The sequence below is a fragment of the Pseudescherichia sp. AS216 genome (assembly GCF_037152055.1).
Taxonomy (GTDB): Bacteria; Pseudomonadota; Gammaproteobacteria; order Enterobacterales; family Enterobacteriaceae; genus Pseudescherichia.
Genome location: NZ_JBBCMV010000004.1, coordinates 38,371 through 60,503 on the forward strand (window position 1 = coordinate 38,371; position 22,133 = coordinate 60,503).

Below are 22,133 nucleotides of genomic sequence, written 5' to 3' on the forward strand. Positions count from 1 at the left end.
ACGAACGTGTTCTAGTTTGAACAGTCCAGGAGATTTTAAATGGCTGCCGTTAATTCAAAAGTAACAAAAGCAGTTATCCCGGTCGCAGGATTAGGTACCCGGATGCTGCCCGCCACGAAGGCTATCCCAAAAGAGATGCTGCCGCTGGTTGATAAACCCTTAATTCAATACGTCGTAAATGAATGTATTGCGGCGGGTATTACGGAAATCGTTTTAGTTACTCACTCATCTAAAAACTCCATCGAAAACCACTTCGACACCAGCTTTGAGCTGGAAGCCATGCTGGAAAAACGCGTTAAGCGCCAGCTGCTGGAAGAGGTACAGTCTATTTGCCCGCCGCACGTAACTATTATGCAGGTGCGTCAGGGTCTGGCTAAAGGTTTAGGCCACGCGGTACTGTGCGCGCATCCGGTTGTAGGTGATGAGCCCGTTGCCGTTATTCTGCCCGACGTTATTCTTGATGAATATGAATCCGATCTCTCCCAGGATAACCTGGCTGAAATGATCAAACGCTTCGATGAAACCGGCTGCAGCCAGATTATGGTTGAGCCTGTAGAAGACGTTACCGCTTACGGCGTTGTAGACTGTAAAGGCGCGGATTTGAAGCCGGGTGAAAGCGTGCCAATGGTTGGCGTGGTTGAGAAGCCTAAGGCTGACGTTGCACCTTCTAACCTCGCCGTCGTGGGCCGTTACGTCCTGAGCGCTGAAATCTGGCCTCTGCTGGCGAAAACACCTCCGGGAGCAGGGGATGAGATCCAGCTGACCGACGGTATCGATATGCTTATCGAGAAAGAGACCGTTGAGGCTTACCATATGAAAGGTAAAAGCCATGACTGCGGCAATAAGCTGGGCTATATGCAAGCGTTTGTCGAATACGGTATTCGTCATAACACGCTGGGTGAAGAATTTAAAAGCTGGCTGGAAAATGAGATGGGTCTTACGAAGTAAGGCCTTTCTGAACGCCGTCTGACTCAGGCCGGAGATATCACCGTTACGTACGGACTATCTCCGGCTTTTTTATTGCTGGTTGTTTCTAAGTGGCAACAAGCGTCAATGCAGACGTTGCGTTAGCAGCAATAAAAAATCCCGCCGTGGCGGGATTTTTTGCATCAGACGAGGGATTATTCCTTGATCAGGAAGTCTTCCAGCTGTTTGCCTTGCTCGTCCATGGCTTTCTTAATAACTGCTGGTGTACGGCCCTGGCCGGTCCAGGTTTTAGTTTCGCCATTTTCGTCAACGTAGCTATATTTAGCCGGGCGTGCTGCACGCTTAGCTTTAGTACCGACTTTTGCGGCTGCCATGCTGTTCAGCAGTTCGTTCGGGTCAATACCGTCAGCAATCAGCATTTCACGATACTGCTGCAGTTTACGCGTACGTTCTTCAATTTCAGCTGCGGCAGCGTTATCTTCTTCACGACGCTCGTTAACAACAACTTCTAATTTTTCCAGCATTTCTTCGAGCGTTTCGAGAGTGCATTCTCTTGCCTGTGCACGAAGAGTACGGATGTTGTTCAGAATTTTAAGTGCTTCGCTCATTGTAGTAATCTCAAACTTATAATGGGTGGTTTGTTGAGCTAATAATAGAGCGATAATTTGAGTTGTGCAATACCCGCCAATGTAAGGAATTCAAAATTACCCATTATTTTTTGGTTTTATTAATTCCGCTATCTTAAATTTTTCTGCCGTGGACCGGCCCTGCAATGGTTATCCAATGCATTACCCCTGGTCTGTTCGGGGTTAGATTAACGAAGAATTGTAATCGCGCATTTTCGATTAATCCTCGCGGTACTATAGCTGAGATGGATAAATATCAACCTTTCTTATTAGTCTGACATAAGCCTGCTGAGCTTAAATTACTAATACTTTCTGTAACCTAAGTTAGAAATCCACAAAGCCAAAAGCCTACGCACCATGCAGCATAGAGATAAAGCGCCAATCTTTCAGTCAGGCATCCAGAGTTATGGCGTTCATAAATGTTATAAAATGTGTATATCACGGCAAGATGTAAGGATTACCATTAACAGAGTCACTGCCGTCCTGACGCATGTTAACTGCGCAAATTATGTTACAATCCGCACCGTTAAAATTACATCTTGATTGGGGTCTCCAGACCAATGGCACAGCTATATTTCTACTATTCGGCAATGAACGCCGGCAAATCAACGGCGCTTTTGCAGTCTTCCTACAATTACCAGGAAAGGGGGATGCGCTCGCTGGTCTACACAGCTGAAATTGATAACCGTTTCGGTAGTGGAAAAGTCAGCTCACGTATCGGCCTCTCTTCACCGGCAAAATTATTCAACCAAAACACTTCGCTGTTTGATGAGATCCGCGATGAGCATGCGCAGGAGCCAGTCCACTGCGTGCTGGTGGATGAGAGCCAGTTTTTAACGCGTGAGCAGGTGTATGCGCTCTCTGAAATTGTCGATAAGCTTGATATTCCTGTGCTGTGCTATGGGCTACGAACCGATTTCCGCGGCGAGCTATTTACCGGCAGCCTCTATTTGCTGGCGTGGTCAGATAAGCTGGTCGAGTTAAAAACCATCTGTTTCTGTGGCCGTAAGGCCAGTATGGTGTTACGTCTCGATCAGGATGGGCGTCCCTATAATGAGGGAGAGCAGGTGGTTATTGGCGGCAACGAGCGCTATGTCTCAGTGTGTCGCAAACATTATAAAGAGGCGCTTGTAGAAGGCTCTCTGACAGCGATTCAGCGCCGTGTGCGTGGGTAGGTACCGATAAGCCGCAAAAAGGCCCAGCGCGCCGCTGAGGCCATAAAAAAACCCGCCGAGAGGCGGGTTTTTGTTAGCACGAAAAATTAAGCGGGTTTTTTCACTTTTTTATCGGCTTTTACCGGTACAGCAACCTCAACCTGTGCAGGTGCAGCGTCGCCTTCTTTGTATTCACGACCGTAGTAGGTATCCAGCAGGATCTGTTTCAGCTCGGCGATCAGCGGGTAGCGCGGGTTAGCGCCGGTGCACTGGTCATCGAAAGCGTCTTCAGACAGCTTATCAACGTGTGCAAGGAAGTCAGCTTCCTGCACGCCTGCTTCGCGGATAGATTTCGGAATACCCAGTTCGGCTTTCAGGCTGTCCAGCCATCCCAGCAGTTTCTCAATCTTCGCTGCGGTGCGATCGCCCGGTGCGCTCAGGCCCAGGTGGTCGGCAATCTCTGCGTAGCGACGGCGAGCCTGCGGACGGTCGTACTGGCTGAAGGCGGTCTGTTTGGTTGGGTTATCGTTGGCGTTATAGCGGATAACGTTACCAATCAGCAGGGCGTTGGCCAGGCCGTGTGGAATATGGAACTGTGAGCCAAGCTTGTGCGCCATGGAGTGACAGACCCCGAGGAAGGCGTTAGCAAACGCAATCCCGGCGATGGTTGCCGCACCGTGCACGCGTTCGCGGGCAACCGGGTTTTTCGACCCTTCGTGGTAAGAGGCAGGCAGGTACTCTTTCAGCAGCTTAAGCGCCTGCAGAGCCTGACCATCAGAGAATTCAGAGGCCAGTACCGATACATAGGCTTCCAGCGCGTGGGTCACCGCATCCAGGCCGCCAAAGGCGCACAGGGATTTCGGCATATCCATTACCAGGTTGGCATCGACAATCGCCATATCCGGGGTCAGGGCGTAGTCAGCCAGCGGGTATTTCTGGCCGGTGGCATCGTCGGTTACGACCGCAAACGGCGTCACTTCAGAGCCAGTACCGGAGGTGGTGGTGATAGCAATCATTTTTGCTTTCACGCCCATTTTCGGGAACTTGTAGATACGTTTACGGATATCCATAAAGCGCAGCGCCAGCTCTTCGAAGTGGGTTTCCGGGTGTTCGTACATAACCCACATGATTTTTGCTGCGTCCATCGGGGAACCGCCGCCCAGGGCGATGATCACGTCAGGCTTGAAGGAGTTGGCCAGCTCAGCGCCCTTACGGACGATGGTCAGGGTCGGATCCGCTTCAACTTCAAAGAACACTTCTGTTTCAACGCCAGATGCTTTCAGCACGGAGGTGATCTGGTCCGCATAGCCGTTGTTAAACAGGAAACGGTCGGTGACGATCAGCGCGCGTTTGTGACCATCGGTAATCACTTCATCCAGCGCGATGGGCAGGGAGCCACGGCGGAAGTAGATTGATTTCGGAAGTTTATGCCACAGCATGTTTTCAGCTCGCTTAGCAACGGTTTTCTTGTTGATCAGGTGCTTCGGACCGACGTTTTCAGAGATGGAGTTACCACCCCATGAGCCGCAGCCCAGGGTCAGGGACGGGGCAAGTTTGAAGTTGTACAGGTCGCCGATACCACCCTGAGAGGCCGGGGTGTTGATCAGAATACGGGCGGTTTTCATCTTCTCGCCGAAGAAAGCCACGCGCTCCGGCTGGTTGTCCTGGTCAGTATAGAGACAGGAGGTGTGGCCGATCCCGCCCATGGCAACCAGTTTTTCCGCCTTAACGACGGCGTCTTCGAAATCTTTCGCGCGGTACATTGCCAGCGTCGGAGAGAGTTTTTCGTGCGCAAACGGCTCGCTCTCATCGACGTTGGTGACTTCGCCAATCAGGATTTTGGTGCTGGACGGAACGGTGAAGCCCGCCAGTTCAGCAATTTTAACCGCTGGCTGACCTACAATGGCCGCGTTCAGCGCGCCGTTTTTCAGGATGATATCCTGAACGGCTTTCAGCTCCTGGCCCTGCAGCATGTAGCCGCCATGGCTGGCGAAACGTTCACGCACGCTGTCATAGACGGAATCAACGACTACGACAGACTGCTCGGAAGCACAGATAACGCCGTTATCAAAGGTTTTTGACATCAGTACAGAGGCGACTGCACGTTTGATATCGGCGGTTTCGTCGATCACCACCGGGGTGTTACCTGCACCTACGCCGATAGCCGGTTTACCGGAGCTGTACGCCGCTTTTACCATGCCAGGACCACCGGTCGCGAGGATCAGGTTGATATCCGGGTGGTGCATCAGGGCATTAGACAGCTCTACGGAAGGTTGGTCGATCCAGCCAATCAGATCTTTCGGTGCGCCCGCTGCGATAGCGGCCTGCAGAACGATATCGGCGGCTTTGTTGGTTGCATCTTTTGCACGCGGGTGTGGAGAGAAGATAATCGCGTTGCGGGTCTTGAGGCTAATCAGCGACTTAAAGATAGCGGTAGAGGTTGGGTTAGTGGTCGGAACAATACCGCAGATAATACCGATAGGTTCAGCGATAGTGATGGTACCAAAGGTGTCGTCAGTAGAAAGCACACCGCAGGTCTTCTCATCTTTGTATGCGTTATAGATATATTCAGAAGCGAAGTGGTTTTTAATCACTTTATCTTCCACAATACCCATACCGGATTCTGCAACGGCCAGCTTAGCGAGAGGGATTCGCGCATCGGCGGCAGCCAGAGCGGCGGCACGGAAGATTTTATCAACTTGTTCTTGAGAAAAGTTGGCATATTCACGCTGGGCTTTTTTCACGCGTTCAACGAGTGCGTTAAGTTCAGCGACGTTAGTAACGGCCATAATGATCTCCTGATAATGTTAAACTCTTTTAGTAAATCAGTTGCTCAACGGATCAACACAACAGTATAGTAAGACCCGTGGCAGCCTGCATTACCGTTTCAAAAACAAGAACTTATCAACGACACCTGCACCCATGATTTACTAAAAGAGCCTCGCCTCAGCATCATACCGTTTGATACTTTTTTTCTCCCTGGCGGCGTAAACAAGGTTACTCACTTCTGAGTAGTGATTACGTGATCCAGATCAAAAATAGGCGAAGCTGACACCTTTCAGCAGACTCTTTTTATTCATTTGTATCAAATGTTAATAATTTCAGGGATGGAGTAGAAATAAGCTATCATACTTTCTACAATTAAATAACATACGTTATCTCACCCGTTTTTGTGAATATTTCTGGTGAAGTATGCTGATATTAGGCGTATCTTTAGCATGGTTTTTTTTATGGCTAAAATTTTGCCTTCGGCGTTGATTCTTTGCGGAGTTTACCGTGATCCAGTCGTTGTTTGATTTTCCGACCTACCTGAAGTTTTTCATTGGTCTCTTTGCGTTGGTTAACCCGGTCGGGATTATCCCTGTATTCATCAGCATGACCAGTTACCAGACAGCGGCAGCAAGAAACAAAACCAACCTGACGGCCAGCGTCTCGGTGGCCATTATTCTGCTCACCTCGCTCTTTCTGGGCAGCACCATCCTGCAACTGTTTGGCTTCTCTATTGACTCCTTCCGTATTGCCGGGGGCATCCTGGTGGTGACAATTGCGATGTCGATGATTAGCGGCAAGCTGGGGGAAGATAAGCAGAACAAACAGGAGAAGTCAGAGACGGCGATTCGTGAAAGCATTGGGGTAGTACCACTCGCGCTGCCGCTCATGGCGGGGCCGGGGGCCATCAGCTCCACCATTGTCTGGGGAACACGTTTTCACAGTTGGCCCCATCTGCTCTGTTTTTCCATCGCCATTGCCCTGTTTGCGCTCTGCTGCTGGGGGCTGTTTCGTATTGCGCCGTGGCTGGTTCGTTTATTGGGCCAGACCGGCATTAACGTCATTACCCGTATCATGGGCCTGTTGCTGATGGCGCTGGGTATTGAATTTATCGTTACCGGAATCAAAGCCATTTTCCCCGGCTTAATGCACTGATTGCTTTCACTCGAAAAATGCCATCCTGAACGGAGCATCCTGCTCCGTTTCTTTTCATCATTATTAGTAAAACATATAACTAATGTTGAAAAGCAGCGCAATCATAATAAATCACGCTGGCAGAATTAAATCGTTAGCGATCAGCAGGTTAAATTCCTTTCCTTGTCACGTTTGCTTACATTTACCGCTTTCCACCTGTTATTTTACTCACATGATACGCTGGGGCTTGCTGTGGGATTATCGAAATGATATTAGTAAATTAATCATCCACGCAGATGAATGTGCTAGAAAATGCTCGCTTGTTACGTTTTTGTGTAAAAAACAATCAGACTGAGATTCAACCAGACTCTGCCGAATCGTGTAAAAGAGAATTGCTTAACAAATTTGCAAATTGTATTGGCGGACGATAAATGCATTTGATACTTTCCGGGCCACTATTTGCAGCAGAATAGATGCAGATGAGAATCATTTTCAAATATGATCCTCGTCGGATATAAGAGACGCCTCTAACAGGGGAGGCGGTAAAAAATCGACGCCAGGCTGCCGCCATGAGCAGCCAGTAATAATAAAAGTCGGTGATAGCAAGCAGTAAAACCTTGCGGATGCAAAAGCTCCTGCGCCGTAAAGGAACCCCTACGGGGGGGTATAAAACAGGCTGGCACAAAAGCCAGTAATTATAATGAGTGGAGTACCAACACAATGTCCATCATCACAAAAAAAAGCTTGGTAGCGGCAGGGATTTTGACTGCGCTAATCGCGGGTAACGTTGCCATGGCGGCAGATGTACCTGCAGGTGTTCAACTGGCAGAGAAGCAAACCCTGATCCGAAATAACGGTGCCGAGCCGCAGTCGCTCGATCCAAATAAGATCGAAGGGGTACCAGAATCCAACGTCAGCCGCGATCTCTTTGAAGGCCTGCTGATTACCTCTCCGGTTGACGGCCACCCTGTTCCGGGCGTTGCTGAATCCTGGGACAATAAAGATTTCAAAGTCTGGACCTTCCATCTGCGTAAAGACGCTAAGTGGTCCAACGGTGAACCTGTGACCGCCCAGGATTTCGTCTATAGCTGGCAGCGCCTGGTGGATCCAAATACCGCCTCGCCTTATGCAAGCTATCCGCAATATGGCCATATCGTAAACGTTGATGCGATCATCGACGGTAAAATGAAGCCGAGCGAGCTGGGCGTTAAGGCAATTGATGACCATACGCTGGAAGTGACCCTGAGCGAACCGGTACCTTACTTCTATAAGCTGCTGGTTAACCCGGCAATGTCCCCGGTAAATAAAACCGCCATCGAAAAATTTGGCGAAAAGTGGACTCAGCCAGCAAATATCGTCTCCAACGGTGCGTTTAAACTGCAGGACTGGGTGGTGAACGAACGTATTGTGATGGTGCGTAACACCAACTACTGGAATAACGGCAAAACCGTTCTCGATCAAATTACCTATCTGCCAATCTCCTCCGAAGTGACGGATGTAAACCGCTACCGCAGCGGCGAGATTGACATGACCTATAACAACCTGCCGATCGAGCTTTTCCAGAAGCTGAAAAAAGAGATCCCGCAGGAAGTTCACGTTGACCCGTATCTGTGTACTTACTACTACGAAATCAACAACCAGAAAGCACCGTTTACCGACGCTCGCATCCGTACCGCGCTGAAGCTGGGCCTGGATCGCGACATCATTGCTAACAAAGTGAAAGCGCAGGGCGATCTGCCTGCCTATGGCTATACCCCGCCGTACGCCGACGGTGCGAAGCTGACCAAGCCAGAGTGGTTTGGCTGGACGCAGGAAAAACGCAACGAAGAGGCGAAAAAACTGCTGGCAGAAGCGGGCTATACTAAAGACAAGCCGCTGACCTTTAACCTGCTGTACAACACCTCCGATCTGCACAAGAAGCTGGCTATCGCTGCCGCTTCAATCTGGCAGAAAAACCTCGGCGTGAACGTCAAGCTGGTGAACCAGGAGTGGAAAACCTTCCTTGATACCCGTCATCAGGGTAACTTCGACGTGGCCCGTGCCGGCTGGTGTGCAGACTATAACGAGCCGACCTCGTTCCTGAACACCATGCTCTCCGGCAGCTCAATGAACACCGCGCACTATAAGAGCGAGGCGTTTGACCGCATCATGGCCGATGCCGTGAAAGCCAGCGACGATGCGAAACGCAGCGAGCTGTACGATCAGGCTGAACAGCAGCTGGGCAAAGACTCGGCGATCGTTCCAGTTTACTACTACGTGAACGCGCGTCTGGTGAAGCCGTGGGTTGGCGGTTATACCGGTAAAGACCCAATGGATAACGTCTACGGTAAAGATCTCTACGTTATCAAACATTAATGGCAATATGTGGGGCAGGGCGTAACCGTGCTAAGACGCGGCGTCGCACTGCCCCATCGTGTCTTATTTTATCGCACTGCATACACAGGCGTGCTTACGTCACGTGTATAAGGCACAGGCCAGAAGGTACGGGCAATGTTGAAATTTATTTTACGTCGCTGTCTGGAAGCAATTCCGACGCTCCTGATTCTTATTACGATCTCCTTCTTTATGATGCGTCTTGCGCCGGGTAGTCCTTTTACCAGCGAGCGCGCGCTGCCGCCGGAAGTGATGGCGAACATTGAAGCGAAATATCACTTAAACGATCCGATCATGACCCAGTATTTCAGCTATCTGAAACAGCTGGCGCACGGTGATTTCGGGCCGTCATTTAAATATAAAGACTATTCGGTCAACGATCTGGTGGCGTCCAGCTTCCCGGTGTCGGCGAAATTAGGCGCGGCTGCCTTTTTCCTCGCCGTGGTGCTTGGCGTTGCGGCAGGCGTTATCGCAGCGCTTAACCAGAATACAAAGTGGGACTATACGGTCATGGGGTTTGCGATGACCGGGGTAGTGATCCCAAGCTTCGTGGTTGCGCCGCTATTGGTGCTTATTTTCGCTATCACCCTGAAGTGGCTGCCAGGCGGCGGCTGGAACGGTGGGGCACCGAAATTTATGATCCTGCCGATGGTGGCGCTCTCTCTGGCCTATATCGCCAGCATTGCGCGTATTACCCGTGGGTCAATGATTGAAGTGCTGCACTCTAACTTCATCCGTACCGCCCGCGCCAAAGGCCTGCCCCTGCGCCGGATCATCATGCGCCACGCCCTGAAGCCCGCGCTGCTGCCGGTTCTCTCCTATATGGGCCCTGCGTTTGTCGGCATCATCACTGGCTCGATGGTTATCGAAACCATCTACGGTCTGCCGGGTATCGGCCAGCTGTTTGTTAACGGCGCGCTGAACCGCGACTACTCCCTGGTGCTGAGCCTGACCATTCTGGTCGGCACGCTGACTATTTTGTTTAACGCGATCGTGGACGTGCTCTATGCCGTTATCGATCCGAAAATCCGTTACTAACGCTGGGGTACGCCATGATGTTAAGTAAGAAAAACAGCGAGGCGCTGGAAAACTTCAGTGAGAAACTGGAGGTCGAAGGGCGTAGCCTGTGGCAGGACGCGCGTCGCCGCTTTATGCACAACCGCGCTGCGGTAACCAGCCTTGCCGTACTGGTGCTGATCGCCCTGTTCGTCGCCTTTGCCCCGCTGCTGTCGCAGTTTACCTATTTCGATACCGACTGGGGCATGATGTCCAACGCGCCGGATATGGCGTCTGGCCACTACTTTGGCACCGACTCCTCAGGGCGTGACCTGCTGGTGCGCGTGGCTATCGGCGGCCGTATCTCTCTGATGGTCGGCATCGCCGCGGCGCTGGTGGCGGTCATCGTCGGCACGCTCTACGGATCGCTCTCCGGTTACCTTGGCGGCAAAGTCGACTCGGTCATGATGCGCCTGCTGGAGATCCTCAACTCCTTCCCGTTCATGTTCTTTGTGATCCTGCTGGTGACCTTCTTTGGTCAAAACATCCTGCTGATCTTTGTGGCAATCGGGATGGTCTCCTGGCTCGACATGGCGCGTATCGTGCGCGGCCAGACGCTGAGCCTGAAGCGCAAAGAGTTTATCGAAGCGGCGCAGGTCGGCGGCGTATCGACGGCCAGCATTGTAGTGCGCCATATCGTACCGAACGTGCTGGGCGTGGTGGTGGTGTATGCCTCGCTGCTGGTGCCGAGCATGATCCTGTTTGAGTCCTTCCTGAGCTTCCTTGGCCTTGGTACCCAGGAGCCGCTCAGCAGCTGGGGCGCGCTGCTCAGCGATGGCGCAAACTCGATGGAAGTATCCCCGTGGCTGCTGCTCTTCCCGGCGGTGTTCCTGGTCGTGACCCTGTTTTGTTTTAACTTTATCGGCGATGGCCTGCGTGATGCCCTCGACCCGAAAGATCGTTAAGGAGTGCTGTTAATGAGCATTATTGAAACCTCATCGCCGTCGGTGGCACAGCAGCAATCTAACGTTCTGCTGGATGTCAAAGACCTGCGGGTAACCTTTAAAACGCCGGATGGGGACGTGACGGCGGTTAACGACCTCAACTTTAGCCTAAGCGCCGGGGAGACTCTCGGGATCGTGGGTGAATCCGGCTCGGGTAAATCGCAGACGGCGTTTGCGCTGATGGGCCTGCTGGCCACCAACGGCGTGATCGGCGGGTCGGCAAAATTCAACGGCAGAGAGATCCTCAACCTGCCGGAGCGCGAGCTGAACCGGCTGCGTGCCGAGCAGATCTCGATGATATTCCAGGATCCGATGACCTCGCTGAACCCGTACATGCGCGTCGGCGAGCAGCTGATGGAAGTGCTGATGCTGCACAAAGGCATGGGCAAAGCCGAAGCGTTTGAAGAGTCGGTGAAGATGCTTGATGCGGTGAAAATGCCGGAAGCGCGTAAGCGCATGCGCATGTATCCCCACGAGTTCTCCGGCGGGATGCGCCAGCGCGTGATGATCGCGATGGCGCTGATGTGCCGTCCGAAGCTGCTGATCGCCGATGAGCCAACCACCGCGCTGGACGTGACCGTGCAGGCACAGATCATGACCCTGCTCAACGAGCTGAAGCGTGAGTTTAATACCGCCATCATTATGATCACCCATGACCTCGGCGTCGTGGCGGGTATCTGCGATAAGGTGCTGGTGATGTATGCAGGCCGTACTATGGAGTACGGTGCCGCGCGCAACGTCTTCTATCAGCCTGCGCACCCGTACTCGATTGGCCTGCTGAACGCCGTACCGCGTCTGGATGCGGAAGGGGAGTCTCTGCTGACCATCCCGGGGAACCCGCCGAACCTGCTGCGGCTGCCGAAAGGCTGCCCGTTCCAGCCGCGCTGCCCGTACGCGATGGAAATTTGTAACACTGCGCCGCCGCTGGAGGAGTTTGCCCCAGGCCGCCTGCGCGCCTGCTTTAAGCCGGTGGAGGAGCTGGTATGACTACCCAGACCGAAGAGAGAAAAGTTCTGCTCGAAATTGCCGACCTGAAAGTGCATTTCGATATCAAAGATGGCAAGCAGTGGTTCTGGCAGCCAGCCAAGACCCTGAAGGCGGTTGACGGCGTCACCCTGCGCCTCTACGAAGGGGAGACACTGGGCGTGGTAGGCGAGTCTGGCTGCGGCAAATCAACCTTTGCCCGCGCCATTATCGGCCTCGTGAAAGCCACCGACGGTAAGGTCGCCTGGCTGGGCAGAGATCTGCTGGGGATGAAGCCGGACGAATGGCGCGACGTGCGCAGCGATATCCAGATGATTTTTCAGGATCCGCTGGCTTCGCTGAACCCGCGAATGAATATCGGCGATATCATTGCCGAGCCGCTGCGCACCTACCATCCGAACATGCCGCGCCAGGAAGTACGTGACCGGGTAAAAGCGATGATGATGAAAGTTGGCCTGCTGCCTAACCTGATCAACCGCTACCCGCACGAGTTCTCTGGCGGCCAGTGCCAGCGTATCGGCATCGCCCGGGCGCTGATCCTTGAGCCGAAGCTGATCATCTGTGACGAGCCGGTCTCCGCGCTGGACGTGTCGATTCAGGCGCAGGTGGTAAACCTGCTGCAGAAGTTACAGCGCGAGATGGGCCTGTCGCTGATCTTTATCGCTCATGACCTGGCGGTGGTGAAGCACATCTCCGATCGCGTGCTGGTGATGTATCTGGGCCATGCGGTAGAGCTGGGAACCTATGACGAGGTTTACAACAATCCGCTGCACCCCTATACCAAAGCGCTGATGTCGGCCGTGCCGGTTCCCGATCCGGATCTGGAGAAGAACAAACAGATCCAGCTGCTGGAAGGGGAGCTGCCGTCGCCTATCAACCCGCCGTCAGGCTGCGTGTTCCGCACCCGCTGCCCGATTGCCGGGCCGGAGTGCGCCCAGACGCGTCCGGTACTGGAGGGCAGCTTCCGCCACGCCGTTTCCTGTCTTAAGGTTGACCCGCTATAATCCCGCAGGGCTGGCATGACGCCAGCCCTTTTTCGTTGCGAGGATAACCCGTGTCCAACCGATCTTTTTCGCTACGCCAGACGCTCTTCCACCGCCTGTTCGATCAGCAAACCCGCTCCGGTCGCCGCTTTGAAGCTTTGTGCGGCCTGCTGGCGCTACTAAGCGTGATCACGATCTTTATTGAATCCAGCATGGGCAGCCAGCTGACCTTTACGCCGCAGGAGTGGCACCTCTTTATCTGGATAGAGATCGGCTTTACCCTCATCTTTACTCTTGAGTACATTTTAAGGGTTATCGCCTGGCCCAGGCCCGTACGCTACGTCTTTAGCTTCTGGGGCGTTATCGATCTGGCCACCATGCTGCCGCTTTACGTCCTGTGGCTCTGGCCCGAGCTGGCTATTCACTACTTCTTCGCCTGGCGGGCGATGCGGGCGATACGCGTTTTGCGCATCCTTAAGCTGCTGCGCTATATGCCTGCGCTGCACAGCCTGTGGCGAGCGGTCATTAATGCCCGTCATCAGCTCATTCTGTTCTATGCATTTGTGGGTATTGTGATGGTGTCGGCCGGGGCGCTGATGTACGCCATTGAAGGAGAGGCGAGCGGTTTTACCAGTTTGGGCGTGGCGGTTTACTGGGCGGTGGTGACGGTCACCACGGTAGGCTATGGCGATATTACGCCTCACTCGGTTTCCGGACGGTTTGTGGCCTCGGTGTTGATTTTAATTGGCTACTCGGTGATTGCGATTCCGACGGGGATCCTGACGGCGCAAATGAGCAACGAGCTCCAGCAGAGCAAGCGTGCCCGCCGCTGTCCGCGCTGTCATCTGGAGGATCATAACCCGGAGGCGCACTACTGCATGCGCTGCGGGGAACAGCTGCCGCAACTAAAAGAAACCTACCCAGAAGAGAAACAGTAAAGAGATATAGCGCGGCATTCACCGCGCCAAAAGCTTACTCACGCCACAGAATGTGGCAAATCTTGTGGTCTTTCTCGCGGCACAGCAGCACGCGGGCGAAGATGTCGTTGATTTCACCCCCGTCGGTATCCGCCAGGCCGATAACCACCTCCGAGAAGAAGTCGGGGTTCAGATCGTAATCGACATGCTCCTGCCAGTCTTCAGCCGGATCGAACAGCTCCGCGCCGCCGCGCTCTTCAAACTGCAGGTTAAAAAGAATCACGTCTGCCGGATCGAGATTATCCATCGCCAGCTCAAGAAAAATATCGTAGGCCTGCTCAAGCGTTTCATCTTCAGTCAGGCGATTGTTCAGATCCATTTCCATAGTAACACCCTGGTTTAATCGCTAATGGGCACGTTTTACAGCAACGGACTAAAGAAGTAAAACAGTCGCTCGACAATCCGCTGCCATAGCGGACGTTTCAACCAGCGCGTGGCATCCAGCAGCCGGGAGCGGGAGATATAGTCATCCTGAACCGCCGCCAGATCGCCGCCAAAACCGACGTCATCAATGACCAACGTGATTTCAAAGTTGAGCCACAGGCTGCGCATGTCGAGGTTTACCGTGCCTACCAGGCTCAGCTCACCGTCCACCAGTACGCTTTTGGTATGTAGCAGACCGCCTTCAAACTGATAAATTTTCACCCCGGCCGCCAGCAGCTCGCTGAAAAAGGCCCGGCTGGCCCAACCCACTAACAGGGAGTCGTTCTTACGCGGCAGAATAATACTCACGTCCACGCCGCGCTGGGCAGCGGTACAAATGGCGTGCAGCAGATCGTCACTCGGCACAAAGTAGGGCGTTGTCATGATCAGATATTCCCGCGAGGCGTAGACGGCGGTCAGCAGCGCCTGGTGGATCAGATCTTCTGGAAAGCCAGGGCCGGAGGCGATGGTGTGAATAGTATGGCCGCTGGCCTGTTCAAACGGCATGACGTTGTTATCCGGCGGCGGCGGAAGAATACGCTTGCCGGTCTCAATCTCCCAGTCGCAAGAGTAGACCACGCCCATCGAGGTGGCGATCGGACCCTCCATACGTGCCATCAGATCAACCCACTGGCCAACGCCCGCGTCCTGCTTAAAAAAGCGCGGGTCCACCAGGTTCATGCTGCCGGTGTAGGCGATGTAGTTATCAATCATCACCATCTTGCGGTGCTGACGCAGATCCATGCGGCGCAGGAAGACACGCATCAGGTTCACCTTCAGCGCTTCCACTACCTCTACGCCCGCATTGCGCATCATGGCGACCCACGGACTGCGGAAGTAGGTCACGCTGCCCGCTGAGTCGAGCATCAGCCGGCAGTGAACGCCGCGCCGGGCCGCCGCCATCAGCGACTCGGCGACCTGGTCGGCCATTCCCCCGGGGTGCCAGATATAGAACACCATCTCGATATTATGGCGGGCAAGTTGGATGTCGCGGATCAGCGCCTGCATCACATCATCAGAGGAGGTCAGGAGCTGAAGCTGGTTACCTTTTACGCCGCCGATACCCTGGCGGCGCTCACAGAGCTGAAACAGCGAGGTGGCCACCGGGCTGTTCTCTTCGGCAAAGATATGTTTGCAGGCTTTAAGATCGTGGAGCCATTTGGCGGTGGAGGGCCACATGGCGCGGGCACGCTCGGCCCGCCGCTTACCAAGATGCAGCTCACCGAACGAGAGGTAGGCGATGATCCCCACCAGCGGCAGAATATAAATAATTAATAGCCAGGCCATAGCTGAGGGAACGGCGCGGCGCTTCATCAGGATGCGTAACGTTACGCCGGCAATCAGCAGCCAGTATCCTAAAATGACCAGCCAACTCACAACGGTGTAGAAGGTTGTCATAGTTAAAAAAATCCTTTTCAGTACGCCATACACTGAGTGTACGCATAAGCATCCATCTGGCAAATAAAAACGGCCGAGAAAGCGCTGGTACGGCGTCGGCAAGGGTCTATAATGGAGCCTTCGTTATTAGCAGAGTTGCTGTCATGAAGCGTAGTAGAACGGAAGTGGGGCGCTGGCGGATGCTTCGTCAGGCGAGTCGCCGCAAAGCCCGCTGGCTGGAAGGCCAGTCGCGTCGTAATATGCGCATTCACTCCATCAGAAAGTGCGTGCTGAACCACCAACGCAACGCGTTGCTGTTCGCGATTACCCCGTACTGAGATCGTTTGAGGGCACGTTTTGGTGCCCTCACTCTTAGAGCCTAGAATACTTTTTTGTACGGCTTAATCGATACGGTCTGGTAAACGCCCGCCGCTACGTAAGGATCGGCCTCTGCCCAGGCTTTTGCCTCTTCCAGCGATTCAAACTCCGCAATGACCGTTGAGCCGCTAAATCCAGCCGCGCCCGGATCGTTACTGTCTACCGCAGGCATGGGGCCCGCCGTCAACAGGCGCCCCTCGTCGCTAAGCAGCTGCAGGCGCGCCAGGTGCGCCGGACGCACGGAGAGACGTTTTTCAAGTGAGTTGGCAATATCTTCAGCGTAAATCACATAAAGCACGAGTAGAGTTCCTTAAATGATAAAATGACTCCAGGACGCTAACACACCTTGCAGGCCGCACGCTACCCTCATGATTTTATGCACCCTAAAAAGCTAAAACTGGACCGGAAAAGTTGTCCGCAACGGCTAAAATGCGCGATAGATGTGATGGCTTATTGAATATGATTGCTATTTGCATTTAAAATCAGGACCTGGCTTTTCAACTGAAACGATTATGACTGCAATGACCCTTGATCTACCTCGCCGCTTTCCCTGGCCGACGCTGCTGTCTGTTGGTATTCATGGTGCTGTTGTGGCGACTCTGCTTTACACCTCAGTACATCAGGTTATTGAAATGCCCGCGCCCGCACAGCCTATTGCCGTCACTATGGTGACGCCTGCCGAGCTGGAGCCGCCGCAGGTGGTACAGCCCCCGCCGGAGCCGGTGGTAGAGCCTGAACCAGAGCCGGAACCGGAACCGATCCCCGAGCCGCCTAAAGAAGCGCCGGTGGTGATTGAAAAGCCAAAACCGAAGCCCAAGCCGAAACCTAAACCAAAGCCGGAGAAAAAGGTTGAGAAGAAGGTCGAGCAGCCGAAGCGTGACGTTCGCCCGGTAGAGACGCGTCCCTCTGCGCCGTTGACCAATACCGCACCGTCGCGCCCGCTGACCAACAGCGCACCGGCGGCCAGCAAACCGGTGGAGTCCGTGCCGAGCGGCCCGCGAGCGGTGGCCCGCAGCCAGCCGCAGTATCCTACCCGCGCCCAGGCGCTGCGCATTGAAGGCCGTGTACGCGTGAAGTTTGACGTCACTGCCGACGGACGCGTAGAGAACGTGCAGATCCTCTCTGCCCAGCCGTCGAATATGTTTGAGCGTGAAGTAAAAACGGCAATGCGTAAATGGCGCTATGAAGCAGGTAAACCGGGCAACGGATTGATTGTGAATATCGTATTCCGTCTTGATGGCAAGACATCGGTGAATTAAGCCCGACGTTGAATTGCATAAAAAAAGCCTCCTTACGGAGGCTTTTTTTATGCTTGTGGGGGAAGGGCGCGGGGCTTGCCTTCGCTGTCTACCGCCACATAGATAAACAGCGCCTCGGTGGCTTTATAGCGCTGGCCGATAGGCTCAGAGGAGACCTTCTTCACCCACACCTCAACGTTGATGGTCACCGAGGTCGTGCCGCGTTTAACGCAGCGCGCATAGCAGCACACCACGTCACCCACCGCAACCGGACGCAGGAAGGTCATGCCGTCAACCCGGACGGTGACCACGCGGCCATGGGCGATCTCTTTCGCCATGATCGCGCCGCCCATGTCCATCTGCGACATCAGCCAGCCACCAAAAATATCGCCGTTGGCGTTGGTATCTGCCGGCATCGCCAGCGTGCGTAATACCAGCTCGCCCTGTGCTGCTTCGTTTACATTACTCATCAGGACTTATCTTCCTGCGGCAGGTGACGATAGATATAGAGGCCGCTCAGCAGCGTAAAGATCAGCGTCAGGGCAGTTAAACCAAACACCTTGAAGTTCACCCAAATATTTTGCGGCAGCCAGAACGCAATATAGATATTGGCCAGTCCACAGATAATGAAAAACAGCGCCCAGGCGAGGTTGAGCTTTGACCATACCGTTGCGGGCAGGGCGATCTCTTTACCCAGCATGCTCTGGATCAGCGGCTTTTTCATCACCCACTGGCTAAACAGCAGCGCACCGGCAAACAGGGCGTAGATCACCGTCACTTTCCACTTGATAAACTCATCGTTATGGAAAAAGAGCGTCAGACCGCCAAACACCGCTACCAGCACGAAGGTCACCAGCGCCATTTTTTCAACTTTGCGATAGCGCACCCAGCTGTAGATCAGCACCACCGCCGTCGCCACGATCAGCGCCGCCGTTCCGGCATAGATGTCATAGAGCTTATAAAAGGCAAAAAATACAATCAGCGGCAAAAAATCAAGAAACTGCTTCATTCTTCGATTCCGTAATAGATGCAGCCTGCCTGTTAAGCACGCTGCGGGATGTTAAGGGCGGATCAGCATATAGAGACGATAAAGATAAACAAGCAGCGCCGCCGAGATCAAATTGCTGAGCGTATTGGACAGGATTGCACCCACCGTTGGCGTCAGGACAGCGAAATTAGGGGCGAACATCAGCAGCAGCGTTTTTGCCAGCAGCCAGCCCATCACCGCCGGAGCCACCAGGCGCATATTGCTCCAGCCCAGACGCATGCTGTTACGGATCGACTGAAAGACCCCCATTTTATCCTGCACCATCATTACGGGCGCAAAGGCCAGCAGGATCGCAAGGATAACCCCTGGGACCACGATAAACATGATGCCGATCTGCACCATAAAGGTGGTCAGAAAGATTAGGATAAACAGCTTTGGCAGCACCGGAGCGCTGGCCCCAATGGCCCGCAGCGCGCTTACGCGCTGGCCCGCAGAAATCAGCTGGAGCAGCAGCAGCATCCCGCCCGCCAGGATGGCGTTGCCAAACAGCCCGGAGAAGGTGGAGGCGGCAGAGGCACGCAGCAGCACCTGCTGCTGTCCAGGCGTCATGTTTTGCACCAGCTCAAACAGCCCGGCGCTGCCGGACAGGTTGTCACTCTCGCGCAGGATGGCGAGCTGCTCATCAGTGGGTGAAAAAACGTGGCCAAGCATGACCGTGATAAACGCACACAATAGGGCGATCAGCAAAATAGTGACGAACTGATTGCGAACAAAATTTCCCGTGTCACGGTAAACGGACTTCGCCGTGATAGACATGCACTCTCCTTGAGTAAACCGGTATTAATTTGCTGACGATTGTAACCTGGTTAGCGTCGCAGTGGCAGCACTCTCCCGTGTATGGAAAAGCATAGCTTTGTAAAACAGTCTCACCCTGAAAATTGAGCTACACCCAAACATATAGTTTCCTGATGATTAAGGAAAATTAATCCAGATCAATGAATGTTACTTTATAGGGTTAAATGTGATCTGCGCTAGATCACTTTGTACTTCAATGTAGGTATATTCACCGCGCCAGAAAAATAACCCTATCGATGGAGCGGAAAAGAATGAAAAAATTAGCGGTGGTAGCGTTGGTGTTAAGTGCATTTTCAGCTGGGACATATGCTCATGACGCGGGCGAGTTTTTTGTGCGTGCCGGTTCGGCGACGGTAAGACCTACCGAAGGGTCTGATAATGTGTTAGGCAGTCTGGGCGGGTTTAACGTCAGCAACAACACCCAGCTGGGTTTGACCTTCACCTATATGGCAACGGAGAACGTCGGCATTGAGCTGTTGGCCGCTACGCCGTTCCGCCATCATGTTGGCACCGGCCCAACGGGCAACATTGCCACCGTTGAGCATCTGCCGCCAACCCTGGTTGCCGAGTGGTATTTCGGTGACAGCAGCAGCAAAGTCCGCCCCTATATTGGCGCAGGCGTGAACTACACCACGTTCTTTGATGAGAAGTTTAACGATACCGGTAAAGCGGCGGGCCTCTCCGACCTGAGCCTGAGCGACTCCTGGGGCGCAGCGGGCGTGGTGGGGCTGGACTACCTGATCAACCGCGACTGGCTGATTAACGCCTCGGTGTGGTACATGGATATCGATACCGACGTGAAATTTAAGGCGGGTGGGGTGCAGCAGACCGTTGATACGCGTCTGGATCCGTGGGTGTTTATGTTCTCTGCGGGCTACCGCTTCTGATCCATAAGTTAAGGTGAGAAACTGACCAATGAAGCCTGTTTCTCACCTTAACGAATCAGCTTACTCGCGTCGCCGCTTTTAGACCCTGAACAAACTCCCTCAGCTCGGTCAGCATCTTAACGGGCTTATCAAGGTTATTCTCAATAATCTTAACGATGGCGGAGCCGGAAATTGCCCCTGCTGCGCCTGCCTCCAGCGAGGTCTTCACCTGCTCCGGCGTCGAGATACCAAAGCCCTGCAGCGGCGGGGCAGCATTGTACTCAGCCAGCTTCGCAACCAGATGCTGTAGCGGCAGGGCCACGCTGTTCTCTGCGCCAGTTACCCCGGCGCGTGAGAGCAGGTAGGTGTAGCCGCGTCCATAGGATGCAATCTGACGCAGCAGATCGTCATCGGCGTTCGGCGGGCAGATAAAGATCGGCGCAACGTTATGGCGCATCGCCGCCTGACGGAACGGGGCTGACTCTTCCACCGGCACGTCCGCCACCAGCACCGAATCAACGCCCGCTTTTTCGCACTTAGCGTAGAACTCATCAATACCCTGGCTGAATACCAGGTTGGCGTACATCAGCAGGCCGATAGGGATAGTCGGGTGCTTCTGGCGCACGGCAGCCAGCATCTCAAAGCACTGGGCGGGGGTAGTACCTGCGGCAAAAGCACGCAGAGTGGCATTCTGGATAGTAGGGCCGTCGGCCAGCGGATCGGAGAAGGGGATCCCTAACTCCAGCGCATCGGCACCGCCCTCAATCAGCGCATCGATAATCTTTAGCGACTGTTCGGGAGAGGGATCGCCCAGGGTAACAAAGGGAACAAACGCTCCCTCCTTGCGCTCCTGCAGGCGCGTAAACAGCTGCTCATAACGTTCCATCACATCTCCCCTCGTGCTTTTAAAATATCGTGAACCGTAAAGATGTCTTTATCGCCGCGGCCAGAGAGGTTAACCACCAGCAGCTGCTCTTTTTCCGGGTTTTCGCGCATCATCTTCAGCGCATGGGCCAGCGCATGCGAGGACTCCAGCGCCGGAATGATCCCTTCGCTACGGCACAGCAGTTTGAACGCCGCCAGGGCTTCATCATCGGTAATCGAGACGTAATCTGCACGTCCGATGCTGTTCAGATGCGCGTGCTGCGGCCCCACGGACGGGAAATCGAGCCCGGCAGAGATTGAGTAGGACTCCTCAATCTGACCGTCATCGGTTTGCATCATCGGCGACTTCATGCCGAAGTAGATACCTACCCGACCATGCTTCAGCGGCGCGCCATGCTCGCCGGTCTCAATCCCGTGGCCCGCCGGCTCGACGCCGATCAGCCCCACGCTGCTCTCTTCGATAAAATCAGCAAACATGCCGATGGCGTTAGAGCCGCCGCCGACGCAGGCGATCACCGCATCCGGTAGACGACCCTCTTTTTCGAGGATCTGCGCTTTCGTCTCTTCGCCAATCATGCGCTGGAACTCACGCACAATAGTCGGGAACGGATGCGGGCCTGCCGCCGTACCGAGCATATAGTGGGCAGTATCGTAGCTGCCAGACCAGTCACGCAGCGCTTCGTTGCAGGCATCCTTCAGGGTAGCCGAGCCGCTATAGACCGGGATCACCTCTGCACCCATCAGGCGCATGCGGAACACGTTCGGCGACTGACGCTCCACGTCCTTGGCACCCATGTAGATACGGCATTTCAGGCCGAGCAGGGCGCTGGCGAGCGCGGAGGCGACGCCGTGCTGACCCGCGCCGGTCTCGGCAATGATCTCGGTTTTACCCATGCGCTTGGCAAGCAGCGCCTGGCCCAGCACCTGGTTAGTTTTGTGCGCGCCGCCGTGAAGCAGATCTTCACGCTTAAGATAGAGCGTGGTTTTGGTTCCGGCGGTCAGGTTCTGGCATTTCGTGAGCGCGGTCGGACGCCCGGCATAGTTTTTCAGCAGATCGCTAAACTGGGCCTGAAACGCCGGATCCTTCTGAGCGCTGACAAAGGCCTCTTCCAGCTGGCGCAGGGCGGGCATTAAAATTTGCGGAACGTACATGCCGCCGAATTCACCGAAGTAGGGATTGAGCAAAGTTGTCATTA

The 22,133-nt window shown here is 54.1% G+C and carries 22 protein-coding genes; 12 read left to right on the forward strand and 10 right to left on the reverse strand.

Features of this window, described 5'->3' with window-relative positions; all coding sequences use genetic code 11:
• The first annotated feature begins 39 nt into the window (after positions 1-39).
• On the forward strand, positions 40-948 hold the full coding sequence (gene galU / locus WFN61_RS13045; protein WP_144814786.1) for a UTP--glucose-1-phosphate uridylyltransferase GalU: 909 nt from the start codon (positions 40-42) through the stop codon (positions 946-948).
• Between the two features lie 173 nt (positions 949-1,121).
• Here galU and hns read toward each other — a convergent pair whose 3' ends face one another.
• The gene (gene hns, locus WFN61_RS13050) at positions 1,122-1,535 is read right to left on the reverse strand and encodes a histone-like nucleoid-structuring protein H-NS (RefSeq protein WP_103820001.1); all 414 of its coding nucleotides are present in this window, start codon (positions 1,533-1,535) and stop codon (positions 1,122-1,124) included.
• A 578-nt stretch (positions 1,536-2,113) separates the two neighbouring features.
• Here hns and tdk point away from each other — a divergent pair.
• The gene (gene tdk / locus WFN61_RS13055; protein ID WP_144814789.1) at positions 2,114-2,728 is read left to right on the forward strand and encodes a thymidine kinase; all 615 of its coding nucleotides are present in this window, start codon (positions 2,114-2,116) and stop codon (positions 2,726-2,728) included.
• A gap of 86 nt (positions 2,729-2,814) precedes the next feature.
• Here the strand turns inward: tdk and adhE are convergent, their stop codons facing one another.
• A complete protein-coding gene (gene adhE / locus WFN61_RS13060; RefSeq protein ID WP_257757833.1) occupies positions 2,815-5,496 on the reverse strand; it encodes a bifunctional acetaldehyde-CoA/alcohol dehydrogenase in 2,682 nt (893 codons plus the stop codon).
• A gap of 487 nt (positions 5,497-5,983) precedes the next feature.
• Between adhE and WFN61_RS13065 the strand changes: the two genes are divergently transcribed.
• The 7 genes from WFN61_RS13065 to WFN61_RS13095 all read left to right on the forward strand — a co-directional run bounded on the left by WFN61_RS13065 (position 5,984) and on the right by WFN61_RS13095 (position 13,888).
• Entirely contained in the window at positions 5,984-6,631 is a 648-nt protein-coding gene (locus WFN61_RS13065; RefSeq protein ID WP_337038766.1) for a YchE family NAAT transporter, read from the forward strand.
• 699 nt (positions 6,632-7,330) lie between these two features.
• Positions 7,331-8,965: an oligopeptide ABC transporter substrate-binding protein OppA gene (gene oppA, locus WFN61_RS13070; protein WP_337038767.1), complete on the forward strand. Its 1,635-nt coding sequence runs from the start codon at positions 7,331-7,333 to the stop codon at positions 8,963-8,965.
• A gap of 135 nt (positions 8,966-9,100) precedes the next feature.
• Positions 9,101-10,021 carry an oligopeptide ABC transporter permease OppB gene (gene oppB / locus WFN61_RS13075; protein WP_144814801.1) on the forward strand — a complete coding sequence of 307 codons (921 nt, stop codon included), beginning with the start codon at positions 9,101-9,103 and terminating at the stop codon, positions 10,019-10,021.
• A 14-nt stretch (positions 10,022-10,035) separates the two neighbouring features.
• Complete coding sequence (oppC, locus tag WFN61_RS13080) at positions 10,036-10,944, forward strand: oligopeptide ABC transporter permease OppC (RefSeq protein ID WP_042394398.1); 909 nt, start codon at positions 10,036-10,038, stop codon at positions 10,942-10,944.
• A gap of 12 nt (positions 10,945-10,956) precedes the next feature.
• Entirely contained in the window at positions 10,957-11,970 is a 1,014-nt protein-coding gene (locus WFN61_RS13085; protein WP_144814804.1) for an ABC transporter ATP-binding protein, read from the forward strand.
• Complete coding sequence (gene oppF / locus WFN61_RS13090) at positions 11,967-12,971, forward strand: murein tripeptide/oligopeptide ABC transporter ATP binding protein OppF (protein ID WP_257757830.1); 1,005 nt, start codon at positions 11,967-11,969, stop codon at positions 12,969-12,971. Before WFN61_RS13085 ends, oppF begins: the two co-directional genes overlap by 4 nt.
• Positions 12,972-13,021: 50 nt before the next feature.
• Positions 13,022-13,888, forward strand: a complete 867-nt coding sequence (locus tag WFN61_RS13095; protein ID WP_312282399.1) for an ion transporter — start codon at positions 13,022-13,024, stop codon at positions 13,886-13,888.
• 34 nt (positions 13,889-13,922) lie between these two features.
• Here WFN61_RS13095 and WFN61_RS13100 read toward each other — a convergent pair whose 3' ends face one another.
• On the reverse strand, positions 13,923-14,252 hold the full coding sequence (locus WFN61_RS13100; RefSeq protein ID WP_042394392.1) for an HI1450 family dsDNA-mimic protein: 330 nt from the start codon (positions 14,250-14,252) through the stop codon (positions 13,923-13,925).
• A 35-nt stretch (positions 14,253-14,287) separates the two neighbouring features.
• Positions 14,288-15,748 (reverse strand): cardiolipin synthase, encoded by a 1,461-nt coding sequence (gene cls, locus WFN61_RS13105; protein WP_144814814.1) that lies wholly within the window; start codon positions 15,746-15,748, stop codon positions 14,288-14,290.
• A 143-nt stretch (positions 15,749-15,891) separates the two neighbouring features.
• On the opposite strand from cls, the gene WFN61_RS13110 reads away from it, so the two are divergent.
• A complete protein-coding gene (locus WFN61_RS13110; RefSeq protein ID WP_144814817.1) occupies positions 15,892-16,065 on the forward strand; it encodes a YciY family protein in 174 nt (57 codons plus the stop codon).
• Positions 16,066-16,106: 41 nt separating this feature from the next.
• On the opposite strand, the gene WFN61_RS13115 is transcribed toward WFN61_RS13110, so the two are convergent.
• Positions 16,107-16,403, reverse strand: a complete 297-nt coding sequence (locus WFN61_RS13115; protein ID WP_144814820.1) for a YciI family protein — start codon at positions 16,401-16,403, stop codon at positions 16,107-16,109.
• 223 nt (positions 16,404-16,626) lie between these two features.
• Here WFN61_RS13115 and tonB point away from each other — a divergent pair, with 223 nt between their 5' ends.
• Positions 16,627-17,364, forward strand: a complete 738-nt coding sequence (gene tonB, locus WFN61_RS13120) for a TonB system transport protein TonB (RefSeq protein WP_337038886.1) — start codon at positions 16,627-16,629, stop codon at positions 17,362-17,364.
• 47 nt (positions 17,365-17,411) lie between these two features.
• Here tonB and yciA read toward each other — a convergent pair whose 3' ends face one another.
• The 3 genes from yciA to WFN61_RS13135 are packed head-to-tail and all read right to left on the reverse strand — an operon-like array spanning position 17,412 to position 19,147.
• A complete protein-coding gene (gene yciA, locus WFN61_RS13125) occupies positions 17,412-17,813 on the reverse strand; it encodes an acyl-CoA thioester hydrolase YciA (protein ID WP_144814826.1) in 402 nt (133 codons plus the stop codon).
• Entirely contained in the window at positions 17,813-18,352 is a 540-nt protein-coding gene (locus WFN61_RS13130) for a septation protein A (RefSeq protein WP_042394355.1), read from the reverse strand. Before WFN61_RS13130 ends, yciA begins: the two co-directional genes overlap by 1 nt.
• A gap of 51 nt (positions 18,353-18,403) precedes the next feature.
• A complete protein-coding gene (locus WFN61_RS13135; RefSeq protein ID WP_337038768.1) occupies positions 18,404-19,147 on the reverse strand; it encodes a YciC family protein in 744 nt (247 codons plus the stop codon).
• Between the two features lie 290 nt (positions 19,148-19,437).
• Here WFN61_RS13135 and ompW point away from each other — a divergent pair, with 290 nt between their 5' ends.
• Positions 19,438-20,073 carry an outer membrane protein OmpW gene (ompW, locus tag WFN61_RS13140; protein WP_144814832.1) on the forward strand — a complete coding sequence of 212 codons (636 nt, stop codon included), beginning with the start codon at positions 19,438-19,440 and terminating at the stop codon, positions 20,071-20,073.
• Between the two features lie 55 nt (positions 20,074-20,128).
• On the opposite strand, the gene trpA is transcribed toward ompW, so the two are convergent.
• Both trpA and trpB read right to left on the reverse strand, forming a co-directional pair.
• Positions 20,129-20,938 (reverse strand): tryptophan synthase subunit alpha, encoded by an 810-nt coding sequence (trpA, locus tag WFN61_RS13145; protein ID WP_144814834.1) that lies wholly within the window; start codon positions 20,936-20,938, stop codon positions 20,129-20,131.
• Positions 20,938-22,131, reverse strand: coding sequence for a tryptophan synthase subunit beta (gene trpB / locus WFN61_RS13150; RefSeq protein ID WP_144814836.1), 1,194 nt, complete (start codon positions 22,129-22,131; stop codon positions 20,938-20,940). Before trpB ends, trpA begins: the two co-directional genes overlap by 1 nt.
• Positions 22,132-22,133: the final 2 nt, after the last annotated feature.